This is a genomic window from Candidatus Pantoea communis (assembly GCF_011752685.1).
Lineage (GTDB): Bacteria > Pseudomonadota > Gammaproteobacteria > Enterobacterales > Enterobacteriaceae > Pantoea > Pantoea communis.
In genome coordinates, this window is sequence record NZ_VWXC01000008.1 from 23,376 (window position 1) to 35,201 (window position 11,826).

An 11,826-nucleotide genomic window follows, 5' to 3' on the forward strand; every position below is an offset into this window, starting at 1 on the left:
AAGGAATAGCACATGGATATCAGTCAGTTTTCGCAAATTAATCCACCACAACGCCTGCTGATGGGCCCTGGTCCTATCAACGCCGATCCGCGTGTCCTGCGCGCCATGTCGAGCCAGCTGCTGGGTCAGTACGATCCGGCGATGACGCACTACATGAATGAAGTGATGGCGCTGTATCGTGGTGTATTTCGTACCGAAAACCGCTGGACCATGTTGATTGACGGCACCTCGCGCGCCGGTATCGAAGCGATTCTGCTCTCGGCTATCCGTCCGGGCGACAAAGTGCTGGTGCCGGTGTTTGGCCGCTTTGGCCATCTGCTGTGTGAGATTGCCCGCCGCTGCCGCGCCGAAGTGCACACTATTGAAGTGCCGTGGGGCGAAGTGTTCACCCCCGATCAAATTGAAGACGCGATCAAAAAAGTGCAGCCGCGCCTGCTGCTGACGGTGCAGGGTGATACTTCCACCACCATGCTGCAGCCGTTGGAACAACTCGGCGCCATCTGCCAGAAATATGGCGTGCTGTTCTATACCGATGCCACCGCTTCACTGGGCGGTAACGTGCTGGAAACCGATGCCTGGGGACTGGATGCGGTCTCTGCCGGGATGCAGAAGTGCCTTGGCGGTCCGTCGGGTACTTCTCCGATCACCCTCAGCCCGCAGATGGAAGCGGTGATCCGCAAACGTAAGTGTGTGGAAGAGGGCATCCGTACTGCGGATCATCAGGATGGCGATGAGGAGATGATTTACTCCAACTATTTCGATCTCGGCATGATCATGGATTACTGGGGGCCGGAACGTCTGAACCACCATACCGAAGCCACCACCGCGCTGTTTGGTGCACGTGAGTGCGCGCGTTTGATGATGCAGGAAGGGCTGGATAACGGCATTGCACGTCATAAGTTGCACGGCGAGGCGATGCTGAAAGGTATTCAGGGCATGGGCCTCGAAACCTTTGGTGACCTGAAGCACAAGATGAACAACGTGCTTGGCGTGGTGATCCCGCAGGGCGTGAATGGCGACCAGGTGCGCAAATTGGTGCTGGAAGATTTTGGTATTGAGATCGGCACCTCGTTTGGCCCGCTACACGGCAAAGTGTGGCGCATCGGCACCATGGGCTACAACGCGCGCAAAGATTGCGTGATGCAAACCCTGAGCGCGCTGGAAGCGGTATTGAACCATGTGGGTTACCGTTCGACACAAGGCGCGGCCATGCAGGCGGCGTGGGATCATTACGGGAGCCACGCATGAGCAAAAGCCTGATGACCGCCAGCGAGGCGCAGTCCGCCGCTGCCCGCGTCATGGCACGCTGCGATGCCCTGGCTGAAATCAGTGAAAGTGAGGATGGTCTGACGCGTGTCTATCTCTCCCCTGAACAGGTCCGCGCCAACGCCCGCGTGGCAGAATGGATGCAGGTGGCCGGCATGACCACCTGGCAAGATGCTGTGGGCAATATCTGCGGTCGTTATGAGTCTGCTGAACCCGGCGCGCAGGCGCTGCTGTTGGGCTCTCATCTGGACACGGTGCGCAATGCCGGGCGCTATGACGGCATGCTGGGTGTGCTGAGTGCTATTGAAACCGTACAGTGGCTGCACGATCGTCAGCTGCGCTTACCGCTGGCGATTGAGATTGTCGGGTTCGGCGATGAAGAGGGCACGCGCTTTGGCATCACGCTGTTGGGCAGCCGGGGTATTACCGGCACATGGCCCGAGAGTTGGGTCACGCATCCGGATGGAAACGGTATAACTGTGGCGGAAGCGATGCAGGATCTCGGTCTGGACGCTGCCAACATTTTGCAGGCAGCACGCGACGTCAACGACATTGCGGCTTACCTTGAACTGCACATTGAACAAGGGCCGTGTCTGGAACAGGAAGATTTGGCGCTTGGCGTTGTGACCGCGATTAACGGCGCGCGTCGTTTGAATTGCAGCTTTATCGGTGAAGCGGGCCACGCTGGCACGGTGCCGATGACCCATCGTAAAGACGCACTGGCCGCCGCCGCCGAGTGGATGGTGTTTGTTGAGCACACCACTGCCGAGCAAGATCCACAACTGGTGGCCACGGTCGGCACCCTGAGCTGTTTGCCGGGCGCCGTGAATGTTATCCCCGGTGAAGTGCAGTTTTCACTGGATGTGCGTGGGCCGCAGGATGAGCCGCTGGAGCGCCTGTTGTCCGCGCTGCTGACACAAGCCGAAGCGATTGCCTTGCGGCGTGGACTGACTTTTACCGCTAGCGAATATTACCGTATTGCGGCAACCGCCTGTGATGCACGTTTGCAACAGGCGCTGAGCCATGCGGTGGAAACCGTACAGGGCCGCAGCGTTTCTTTGCCAAGCGGCGCAGGGCACGACGCGATTGCGATCGCCGATCGCTGGCCAGTGGGTATGCTGTTCGTGCGCAACTATCGCGGTATTAGCCATCATCCAGCCGAGTCCGTGCAGGTAGCCGATGTGGCATTGGGCGTGCAGGCTTATCTGCAAGCGGTCAACGATCTGGCACAGGCTTAAGGAGCCGTTGCATGGAGTTAGCGGTGTTTAACGATGCCACGCCCAATGAGGCACACACAGCGATAGCCCACTGCGTGGCAATTCCTGACTGGCAGCAGGCGCTGGTGGCCGCACGGCCTTTTGCGGATGTGGAAGCGCTCTATACGACCGCTGAAACACTGGCAAAGCGCTGGCAAGGTGCCGAACTGGAACAAGCATTACGCGCTCACCCCCGTATTGGTGAAAAAGCCGCGGGCGCGGGTATAGAGGCAGTATTGTCACGCAATGAGCAGTCGGCGATGCAGCAGGCCGATGGCGCGCTGCAATTTGCCATGCTGGCGGGCAATCAATCCTATGAACAGCGCTTCAACCGGGTGTTTTTGATTCGTGCCAAAGGGCGGAGTGGCGAGGAGATGCTGGCGGAATTGCAGCGCAGGCTCAACAATGATGCAGAGACAGAGCAGCAGGAAGCGCTGACGCAACTGCGTGAAATCACCCTGTTACGGCTTAAGGAGAGCATTGTATGAGCACCATTACCACTCACATTCTGGATACCGCGCTGGGTAAACCCGCTATCGGCGTGGCCATATCCCTGGAGCAGAACAGCCCGGAAGGCTGGTTGCCGATGGCGGAGGGGGAAACCGATAGCGATGGCCGTATTAAAGATTTAACGCCCGAGCCGTTAGCACCGGGCCATTATCGATTGACCGCAGAGATCGGTGACTATTTCGCTGCTGACGGACGCGATGCGCTGTACGTCAGTGCACAGATTGATTTTGTGATTGGTTCGGCGGGCAGCCATTATCATCTGCCGTTTCTGATCTCACCGTGGTCGTGGTCAACCTATCGCGGCAGCTAATTTTGTCACGGCCACCCTAAATGGCGACCCTGCAACACTCCAGTGACTGCAGGGTGCGCATTTAGGGACAACTGGCTGCAAACGACACCTGTTTTAGTGACGAAATTATGCGCAACTGACGATAAAACCCTGCTTTCTGTGCGTCATGTCACACGCTGCGCTTGAAAGACAGTAACTATCAAAACCTTCGGTTCATCCAAATATATTCTTTCACAAGGTACGGTTATCTTTACCGGACAATGTGAAGCAAACGGAGCCGAAAAATGAGCACGCACGACAATAACGATAATGCAGCAGCGTCAGGCAAGTGCCCCTTTCATCACGGGGCGTCTGAAGAAAAAAGCGTACTGGCACGTGGCGCGGGGAGCGGAACAACCAACCGCGACTGGTGGCCAAATATGTTACGTGTCGACCTGTTAAATCAGCACTCCAACCGTTCCAATCCCCTCAGTGAAAACTTCAACTACCGCGACGAGTTCAGCAAGCTGGATTACCCGGCGTTAAAAGCGGATATCCGCGCTATTCTGACCGACTCTCAATCCTGGTGGCCAGCCGACTGGGGCAGCTATATTGGGCTGTTCATTCGCATGGCGTGGCACAGTGCCGGTACTTACCGCACCGTGGATGGTCGTGGTGGTTCCGGCCGTGGGCAGCAGCGTTTCGCGCCGCTTAACTCCTGGCCAGACAACGTTAGCCTCGATAAAGCACGTCGCCTGCTGTGGCCGGTAAAACAGAAATACGGTCAGAAAATTTCCTGGGCCGACCTCTATATTCTGGCGGGTAACGTCTCGCTGGAAAATGCCGGCTTCCGCACCTTTGGTTTTGGTGCCGGACGTGAAGACGTGTGGGAACCGGATCTGGATGTGGATTGGGGTAACGAAACTGAATGGCTGGCGCATCGCCACCCAGAAAGTCTTGGCAATGCGCCGGTGGGTGCCACCGAAATGGGCCTGATATACGTCAACCCGGAAGGCCCGGAAGCCAGCGGCGATCCGAAATCAGCAGCACCAGCGATTCGCGCCACCTTCGGCAATATGGGCATGAACGATGAAGAGATCGTCGCGCTGATTGCCGGTGGTCATACATTGGGGAAAACGCACGGTGCGGCAGCCGCCAGCCATGTGGGTGTTGATCCAGAAGCCTCGCCAATTGAAGCGCAGGGCCTCGGCTGGAGCAGCAGCTACGGCAGCGGTGCCGGTGCTGATGCGATTACCTCCGGTCTGGAAGTGGTGTGGACGCAGACGCCTACCCAGTGGAGCAACTACTTCTTCGAGAACCTGTTCAAATACGAATGGGTACAGACACACAGCCCAGCAGGCGCGATCCAGTTCGAAGCGGTGGATGCGGAAGCGATCATTCCAGACCCGTTCGATCCCGAGAAAAAGCGCAAGCCCACCATGCTGGTGACCGATCTGACGCTGCGTTTTGACGAAGAGTTCGGCAAGATCTCCCGCCGTTTCCTCAACGATCCGCAGGCGTTCAATGAAGCCTTTGCCCGCGCCTGGTTCAAACTGACCCACCGCGATATGGGGCCAAAAGCGCGTTACATCGGTCCGGAAGTGCCAAAAGAAGATCTGATCTGGCAGGATCCATTGCCAGCCGCGATCCACCAGCCAACCGCTGATGAGATCACTGATCTGAAAGCGAAGATTGCTGCTTCCGGTCTCAGCGCCAGCCAACTGGTCTCTGCGGCCTGGGCATCTGCTTCCACTTTCCGTGGCGGTGACAAACGTGGCGGGGCCAACGGTGCACGTCTGGCACTGGCACCGCAAAACGGTTGGGCAGTGAATGCCAGCGTGATTCACGATGTGCTGCCAACCCTGCAAAAAATTCAGCAGGAGTCTGGTAAAGCGTCGCTGGCGGATGTGATCGTTCTGGCCGGCAGCGTGGGTATTGAAATGGCTGCCGCAGCGGCGGGCGTGGCGGTGCAAGTGCCGTTTACACCGGGCCGTGTGGATGCGCGTCAGGACCAAACTGAGGTGGAGTCATTTGACGTGCTGCAACCGCTGGCTGATGGTTTCCGTAACTATCGTCGTATCACAGGTGGCTCATCCACCGAAACCCTGCTGCTGGATAAAGCACAACAACTGACGCTGAGCGCACCGGAATTAACCGTGCTGTTGGGTGGTCTGCGTGTGCTGGGCACCAACTTCGATGGTAGTCAGCACGGTGTGTTCACCGATCGTGTCGGCGTACTCAGCAATGACTTCTTCGTCAACCTTCTGGATATGCGCACTGCATGGCGCGCCACCGATGAGAGCGCCGAGCTGTTCGAAGGCCGCGATCGTGCCAGCGGTGAAGTGAAGTACAGCGCCACCCGTGCCGACCTGGTGTTTGGTTCCAACGCCATTCTGCGCGCACTGGCTGAAGTCTATGCCAGCAGCGATGCCAAACAGAAGTTCGTCAATGACTTCGTGGCAGCCTGGACCAAAGTGATGAATCTGGATCGCTTCGATCTTTAATCACATTAAAGCCGCAGCGGTGACACGCTGCGGCTTTTTTCTGTTTAATCTTCGCGGAATGCCTCAAACGGCACGTTAAAACGTTTTGCCAGCGCAGCTTTATGCTTATCCGTTAACTTACGTTCACCTTTCAAAATCCGGCTAACATACGAACGCTGACCAATTTCCTGAGTGAAAGATGATTGGTTTAAATCGTGTTGATCCATCAAAACTCGTAGCAGCGCGACTCCACCTGGCAGAGTCTTAATGCGTGCATTGAAGGCTGAAAATTCCGGCGCGTGCTCTTCGTATTTCGCGACTTTATCAGCCAGCATATCAATCAGTGGATGAGAAGGCTGATGCTCAACCAAATACTCAACCAGCTCTAGCGCTTGCTCATAATCTGCTTTCGATTGACTACCGCCAAGCAGGGGGACGGCTTTAATCAGGTTATCTGAGGCCTGAATAGCTTCGGCGATCATTCTTTGTTCTCCCGATAGAACGTAACTAATTTGTCGTATTCAGCATGAGTACTGATGTGCTTAATGAAAATACGTCCAGCGATGAAATCGGCGAAAAACATCAACCTGAGATTGTTACTGCCAACATTGATTACCCACCATTTCGCCCGATATTTCATTCGGTCCAGGCTTGGAAAGAAATCTTTAAGCGCTTCAGGATCGGCAAAATCTCTGCCATGTAAAGTCCGGTAAGTGGCGTCCAGTGCTGCTGCATCATTGGGAAAACGCAACGCAGCCTCAGCAAACATCTTCCTTGAAATAACGTGCATCATTCCCTCGGCATGTTCCAACATGGAAACATTGTAGCCGAAGTTAGGGGTGTTTCCAATGTGGAAACAAAAATTAAAAAAGAGAGGAAGCCGCGCCAGAAAGACGCGGCAAGACGTTTACTTCAATGTATAGCCATCGGCATCGCGCCACGCCGGGAAGCGTTCGCGATAGGCTTGCAGATCGTCCAGCGACAATTCCGCATCGAGACGGGCGCGGGCAAAAGGCTCGCCTGCGGCCAGAATCTCGCCCAATGGCGAAATAATCCGACTGTCCCCGCTGTACTGATGGCTGTTGCCATCGCTACCGACGCGGTTGCAACCGGCAACGTACGCCTGGTTTTCAATCGCACGTGCTAACAGCAGTGACTGCCAGTGCAGCGCACGTGGTGCTGGCCAGTTGGCAACGTACAGCGCCAGATCGTAATCATTGTGATTGCGAGAGAACACCGGGAAACGCAGGTCGTAGCAAATCTGTGGCAGAATACGCCAGCCGCGCCAGGTGAACACTTCACGCGTATCGCCCGCGACATAGTGTTCATGTTCATTCGCCATGCGGAACAGATGGCGTTTGTCGTATTGATGCACAGTGCCATTCGGCTCGACCAGCAGAAAACGGTTCACGGCGCCTTTTTCAGTTTGAATCGCCGCGCTGCCGCCGACTAACGCATTGCTGGTTTTCGCATGGCCGTGCAACCACGCAATCACCTGCTCCTGCGGTAGCGAACTTTCTGCTGCTTCCATGGCAAAACCCGTGGTGAACATTTCCGGCAGCAGAATCAAATCGCGACCTTCAATGCCTTTCAATACGCCATCGAAGTGATGCAGGTTGGCTTCGCCGTCCATCCAGCTCAGGGTTTCCTGCAGAACAGTAATTTTTAAAGCTGACATAAGCGCTCCGCAGCGGCGATAAGTGTCGCGGGTTGTTTGGCAAAGCACAGGCGAATCAGCTTGTGCGGGAACGGATCGGCACAGAATACCGACAACGGAATGGCTGCCACGCCGACTTCTTTGGTTAGCCATTGGCAGAAACTGACGTCATCCAGATCGGAAATGGCGCTGTAATCCAGCAGCACAAAGTAAGTGCCTTCGCACGGCAACACCTTGAAGCGGCTACCCGACAATGCATCAACCAGACAATCGCGGCGTTCGCGATAGAAGGCCGGCAGGTCACGATAGTGTTCCGGCTCCTGACGCAGCATATCGGCAATCGCCAGCTGCGCCGGGGTATTAACCGAAAACGTCAGATACTGGTGTACTTTACGGATTTCGGCGCTGATCGCTGCTGGTGCAACACAGTAGCCCACTTTCCATCCGGTCATATGGAAGGTTTTGCCAAACGAAGAGACGGCAATGGCACGCTGGCGTAACTCGGCATGCGCTAACACGCTGGCGTGGCCCTCTGCATCAAAACAGATGTGTTCGTAGACTTCATCGCTCAGCACATAGATTTCCTGCTCAGCGATCGCCTGCCATAACTCGGCATAATCGCTTTTTCGCCACACGGTCGCAGAAGGGTTGTGCGGCGTATTCAGAATGACTAAACGGGTTTTCGCGCTCAGCAAGCTGCGGAATTCACTCCAGTCAACGCGGAATCCCGGTGGCTGCAATGCAATGCGTTTCAGCACGCCGCCGGCCAGTTGAACAGCAGGCGCGTAACTGTCGTAGCTGGGATCGAAGCAGATTACTTCATCGTCCGGACGCACCAGCGCCGTAATCGCGGCATACAGTGCCTCGGTCGCGCCCGCGGTCACGGTGATATCGTTGTTAACATCGGGCGTGTGACCGTAAAGCTCAGCCGTTTTATCGGCAATCGCTTCACGCAGGGGTAACACACCGATCATCGGCGCATATTGGTTTGCGCCCTGGCTCACATGATAGGCCAGACGATCCTGTAAATATTGCGGGCCGTCAAAATCCGGAAAACCCTGTGATAAATTGATGGCGTTGAACTGCGCGGCAAGGGCGCTCATTTGCGTGAAAATCGTGGTGCCGAGCGCCGGTAATTTGCTCTCGGGAGTCAGGTTGAGCTGCGTCATTATTTAGTGGCCTTAAGCGCGAATGTCGATGCGGAGAAACCCTGTGTTGCTGCCACTCTACACAGGATGCTAATATTTGGCAATCGAGACGCTTAGACGTCTAAAACAACTGCGGAGCCTCACCTTCACTATGACGGATTTTCTCCCACTGGAACATTTAGTGGCCGCCTGCCACTGGATTGGTGCAAAAGGCTGGGCACCCGCGACGGGCGGAAACATGTCGGTGCGCCAGGATGCCGAATATTGCCTGCTAAGCGCATCAGGTAAAGATAAAGGCAGTTTGACGCGTGATGACTTTATTCAGGTGGAGATCGCGACAAACAGTGTCCCTTCGGGACGTAAACCGTCGGCGGAAACCGGGCTGCATACCCTGATTTATCGCTTGTTCCCGCAGGCCGGTGCTGTACTGCATACCCATACGGTGAATTCTACCGTGCTGTCGCGTGTAGAGAAGGGCAGTGCGCTGTTGCTGAGCGGCTACGAGATGCAGAAAACCCTCGCGGGTCAGGACACGCATCTCAATACCGTTGCGATTCCGCTGTTTGATAACGATCAAGATATTGAGGCACTGGCGCAGCGCATTGAAGCTTTTGCGGCGGACACGCCTTTGCGGTACGGCTTCCTGTTACGTGGTCATGGCTTAACCTGCTGGGGCAAAGACGTCAACGAAGCGCGCCGCCACCTTGAAGGGCTGGAATTCCTGTTTGAATGTGAACTGCAACGTCGACTGCTGGAGACCCAATGATTCGCGCGATTGTTACTGATATTGAAGGCACCACCAGTGATATCCAGTTTGTGCACAATGTCCTGTTTCCTTATGCACGTCAGCATCTGGCAGCCTTCGTGCGGGATAACCAAATGGATGAGAAGGTGGTTGCGGCGCTAAACGCAGTGCGTGAAGAGTCAGCGGCGCCACAAGCATCGCTGGATGACCTCATCGCCACGCTGATCGGTTTTATCGATGAAGATCGCAAATCGCCGGGGTTGAAAGCGCTGCAAGGGATGATCTGGCGTGCGGGTTATGTTGAAGGTCAGTTCACCGGCCACCTTTATCCCGATGTGCTGCCCGCCTTTGAACGCTGGCAGCAACAAGGGATTGCCCTGTATGTTTATTCCTCGGGATCGGTGCCTGCGCAGAAACTGTTATTTGGCTACAGCGATGAAGGTGATTTAACCTCGCTGTTTAGCGGCTATTTTGATACAGCGGTTGGCGCCAAGCGTGAAACCCAGTCGTATCACAACATCGCCGAACACATTGGCCTGGCACCCTCTTCGTTGCTGTTCCTGTCAGATATCCATCAGGAACTGGATGCCGCGGCACAAGCAGGCTGGCACACATTGCAGTTAATTCGTGGCGAGGCCGATAACGCCAGTCGCCATCACCAGGTAAACGATTTTTCGCAGATTAATCCGGAGTCGATTTAACATGAGTGCACTGACAATTTTTAGCGATACCGAATCCAGCCAGCCACTGTGGCACAGTACCGATGCCGAGGCGATTCGCGAGCGCCTGAACGCCAAAAACGTGCGTTTTGAGCGTTGGGAAGCGGATCGCGATCTGGGTAACGACCCTGACGCTGAAACGGTGATCAAAGCCTATCAGCACGCGATCGATCGTCTGGTGGCAGAGAAAGGTTATCAGAGTTGGGATGTGCTGAGCATGCGTGCAGACAATCCTAACAAGCAGGCGTTGCGCGAGAAATTCCTGAATGAACACACGCACAGCGAAGATGAAGTGCGTTTCTTCGTCGAAGGGTCTGGCCTGTTTTGCCTGCATATTGGCAATGAGGTTTACCAGATTCTGTGCGAGAAGAATGATCTGATTTCAGTACCTGAAGGCACGGCACACTGGTTTGATATGGGCTCTGAACCGCACTTTACCGCGATTCGTATTTTCGATAACCAGGAAGGCTGGATCGCCAACTTTACCGGCGACAAGATTGCGGATGCTTATCCTCGTCTGGCATAACGTGCTGTGTGCTTAAACCTGCATACGCATAAATGGAATCAGCCTTTGAAAGGTCACTCTTCAGGGTGCATCTGACAACTTAGGGCTCGTCATTGTAAGGTCGCCATTTATGGCGACTTTTCATTTCTGGCGCACCGTAAACACAGGATACGCCATCTGGCGCCCCTTAAGGCTGAAAAATCCCTTCCTTAACCTGCTCTGGTGTCACGACGCCAGTATCCAACACCCAGCCGCTAATCAGTGCAGCTGGCGTGACATCGAACGCCGGATTGTAGACCACCGCATTATCCGGTGCCCACTGCACACTACCAAAACTGCCGGATACGCCGGTGACTTCACTGGCGGCGCGCTGCTCAATCGGAATGGCATCGCCGTTCGGGCAGAGGCGATCCAGCGTGGTGTGCGGCGCCGCCACATAGAACGGAATGCCGTGATAGTGCGCCAGTACCGCCAGGCTGTAGGTGCCGATTTTGTTCGCCACGTCGCCGTTAGCGGCAATGCGGTCTGCGCCAACCCAAATCGCATCGACCACGCCGCGCGCCATTAAACTTGCAGCCATCGAATCGGTGATCAGCTGGTAGGGAATGTGCAGTTCACCCAGTTCCCACGCGGTTAAACGGCCGCCCTGCAACAGTGGTCGCGTCTCATCCACCCAGACGCTTTTCACCAAACCTTGCTGATGGGCATGCGCAATCACGCCCAGTGCGGTACCCACGCCTGCGGTGGCGAGACCGCCGGTATTACAGTGCGTCAGCAGCTGGCTGCCCGGCTTGACCAGAGCGCTGCCGGCGCGGGCAATGTTGTCACACAGCTGCTTATCTTCTGCCACCAGGCGCAACGCTTCGGCGCTCAGTGCGTTTACGTGATCGCTCTCCGCCAGCGCAATCTTCATACGATCCAGATTGTTCATCAGGTTGACGGCAGTCGGTCGTGAAGCACGCAACACCTCCAGCGCTTCCGCCAATGCCGCGCGGGTGACACCTTGCTCGCCCAGCAGCGCCAGCAGCAAGCTGGCGGAAAGACCAATCAGCGGCGCACCGCGAACTCGCAGTGCATGGATATGATCGACCAACTGCGCCACAGTGTGCGCAGGCAGCCAGTTTTGTTGTTGTGGCAGTGCCTGCTGGTCGAGGATCCACAGCTGGTTATCGCGGACCTCTAGACTGGTGGTACGAAGTGTTTGCATGGTGTGAAATCCCTGTTGCGTTAATAGCGGCTATTGTGCCAACATGCGTGGCGGATGTATAG

General features: G+C 55.7%; 13 protein-coding genes. 8 read left to right on the forward strand and 5 right to left on the reverse strand.

Translation table 11 applies throughout. From position 1 onward, the window contains the following. Positions 1–12 precede the first annotated feature (12 nt). The 5 genes from F3J37_RS12155 (at position 13) to katG (ending at position 5,804) form a co-directional block, all read left to right on the forward strand. Complete coding sequence (locus tag F3J37_RS12155; protein ID WP_097117565.1) at positions 13–1,248, forward strand: pyridoxal-phosphate-dependent aminotransferase family protein; 1,236 nt, start codon at positions 13–15, stop codon at positions 1,246–1,248. Beyond that, entirely contained in the window at positions 1,245–2,504 is a 1,260-nt protein-coding gene (gene hpxK, locus F3J37_RS12160; RefSeq protein WP_166933627.1) for an allantoate amidohydrolase, read from the forward strand. The genes F3J37_RS12155 and hpxK overlap by 4 nt, the downstream gene beginning before the upstream one ends. Positions 2,505–2,515: 11 nt before the next feature. Beyond that, entirely contained in the window at positions 2,516–3,010 is a 495-nt protein-coding gene (gene uraD / locus F3J37_RS12165) for a 2-oxo-4-hydroxy-4-carboxy-5-ureidoimidazoline decarboxylase (RefSeq protein ID WP_166933629.1), read from the forward strand. After that, positions 3,007–3,342 (forward strand): hydroxyisourate hydrolase, encoded by a 336-nt coding sequence (uraH, locus tag F3J37_RS12170; protein ID WP_034825380.1) that lies wholly within the window; start codon positions 3,007–3,009, stop codon positions 3,340–3,342. The genes uraD and uraH overlap by 4 nt, the downstream gene beginning before the upstream one ends. 263 nt (positions 3,343–3,605) lie before the next feature. Next, on the forward strand, positions 3,606–5,804 hold the full coding sequence (katG, locus tag F3J37_RS12175; protein ID WP_166933630.1) for a catalase/peroxidase HPI: 2,199 nt from the start codon (positions 3,606–3,608) through the stop codon (positions 5,802–5,804). 44 nt (positions 5,805–5,848) lie between these two features. On the opposite strand, the gene F3J37_RS12180 is transcribed toward katG, so the two are convergent. The 4 genes from F3J37_RS12180 to F3J37_RS12195 form a co-directional block, all read right to left on the reverse strand. After that, a complete protein-coding gene (locus F3J37_RS12180; RefSeq protein WP_034825376.1) occupies positions 5,849–6,265 on the reverse strand; it encodes a helix-turn-helix domain-containing protein in 417 nt (138 codons plus the stop codon). Beyond that, complete coding sequence (locus F3J37_RS12185) at positions 6,262–6,573, reverse strand: type II toxin-antitoxin system HigB family toxin (protein ID WP_166933782.1); 312 nt, start codon at positions 6,571–6,573, stop codon at positions 6,262–6,264. The genes F3J37_RS12180 and F3J37_RS12185 overlap by 4 nt, the downstream gene beginning before the upstream one ends. Before the next feature lie 117 nt (positions 6,574–6,690). Next, positions 6,691–7,461 carry an amidohydrolase gene (locus F3J37_RS12190; RefSeq protein WP_166933632.1) on the reverse strand — a complete coding sequence of 257 codons (771 nt, stop codon included), beginning with the start codon at positions 7,459–7,461 and terminating at the stop codon, positions 6,691–6,693. Continuing rightward, a complete protein-coding gene (locus F3J37_RS12195) occupies positions 7,449–8,609 on the reverse strand; it encodes a pyridoxal phosphate-dependent aminotransferase (RefSeq protein WP_166933634.1) in 1,161 nt (386 codons plus the stop codon). The genes F3J37_RS12190 and F3J37_RS12195 overlap by 13 nt, the downstream gene beginning before the upstream one ends. Before the next feature lie 130 nt (positions 8,610–8,739). Between F3J37_RS12195 and F3J37_RS12200 the strand changes: the two genes are divergently transcribed. Genes F3J37_RS12200 through F3J37_RS12210 form a run of 3 tightly spaced genes read left to right on the forward strand, consistent with a single transcriptional unit; the run spans position 8,740 to position 10,578 of the window. Next, the gene (locus F3J37_RS12200) at positions 8,740–9,354 is read left to right on the forward strand and encodes a methylthioribulose 1-phosphate dehydratase (protein ID WP_160867981.1); all 615 of its coding nucleotides are present in this window, start codon (positions 8,740–8,742) and stop codon (positions 9,352–9,354) included. Beyond that, complete coding sequence (gene mtnC, locus F3J37_RS12205; RefSeq protein WP_166933635.1) at positions 9,351–10,034, forward strand: acireductone synthase; 684 nt, start codon at positions 9,351–9,353, stop codon at positions 10,032–10,034. The genes F3J37_RS12200 and mtnC overlap by 4 nt, the downstream gene beginning before the upstream one ends. A gap of 1 nt (position 10,035) precedes the next feature. Further along, positions 10,036–10,578 carry a 1,2-dihydroxy-3-keto-5-methylthiopentene dioxygenase gene (locus F3J37_RS12210; RefSeq protein WP_097117557.1) on the forward strand — a complete coding sequence of 181 codons (543 nt, stop codon included), beginning with the start codon at positions 10,036–10,038 and terminating at the stop codon, positions 10,576–10,578. A gap of 166 nt (positions 10,579–10,744) precedes the next feature. On the opposite strand, the gene mtnA is transcribed toward F3J37_RS12210, so the two are convergent. Then, positions 10,745–11,764, reverse strand: coding sequence for an S-methyl-5-thioribose-1-phosphate isomerase (mtnA, locus tag F3J37_RS12215; RefSeq protein WP_166933637.1), 1,020 nt, complete (start codon positions 11,762–11,764; stop codon positions 10,745–10,747). Positions 11,765–11,826 lie beyond the last annotated feature (62 nt).

Excerpts from the sequence above, each read along its gene's own strand:
- F3J37_RS12190 (WP_166933632.1), bottom strand. The coding sequence starts at position 7,461 with ATGTCAGCTTTAAAAATTACTGTTCTGCAGGAAACCCTGAGCTGGATG.
- katG (WP_166933630.1), top strand. The coding sequence starts at position 3,606 with ATGAGCACGCACGACAATAACGATAATGCAGCAGCGTCAGGCAAGTGC.
- mtnC (WP_166933635.1), top strand. The coding sequence starts at position 9,351 with ATGATTCGCGCGATTGTTACTGATATTGAAGGCACCACCAGTGATATC.
- F3J37_RS12180 (WP_034825376.1), bottom strand. The coding sequence starts at position 6,265 with ATGATCGCCGAAGCTATTCAGGCCTCAGATAACCTGATTAAAGCCGTC.
- uraD (WP_166933629.1), top strand. The coding sequence starts at position 2,516 with ATGGAGTTAGCGGTGTTTAACGATGCCACGCCCAATGAGGCACACACA.
- mtnA (WP_166933637.1), bottom strand. The coding sequence starts at position 11,764 with ATGCAAACACTTCGTACCACCAGTCTAGAGGTCCGCGATAACCAGCTG.
- uraH (WP_034825380.1), top strand. The coding sequence starts at position 3,007 with ATGAGCACCATTACCACTCACATTCTGGATACCGCGCTGGGTAAACCC.
- F3J37_RS12195 (WP_166933634.1), bottom strand. The coding sequence starts at position 8,609 with ATGACGCAGCTCAACCTGACTCCCGAGAGCAAATTACCGGCGCTCGGC.
- F3J37_RS12155 (WP_097117565.1), top strand. The coding sequence starts at position 13 with ATGGATATCAGTCAGTTTTCGCAAATTAATCCACCACAACGCCTGCTG.
- F3J37_RS12185 (WP_166933782.1), bottom strand. The coding sequence starts at position 6,573 with ATGCACGTTATTTCAAGGAAGATGTTTGCTGAGGCTGCGTTGCGTTTT.
- hpxK (WP_166933627.1), top strand. The coding sequence starts at position 1,245 with ATGAGCAAAAGCCTGATGACCGCCAGCGAGGCGCAGTCCGCCGCTGCC.
- F3J37_RS12210 (WP_097117557.1), top strand. The coding sequence starts at position 10,036 with ATGAGTGCACTGACAATTTTTAGCGATACCGAATCCAGCCAGCCACTG.
- F3J37_RS12200 (WP_160867981.1), top strand. The coding sequence starts at position 8,740 with ATGACGGATTTTCTCCCACTGGAACATTTAGTGGCCGCCTGCCACTGG.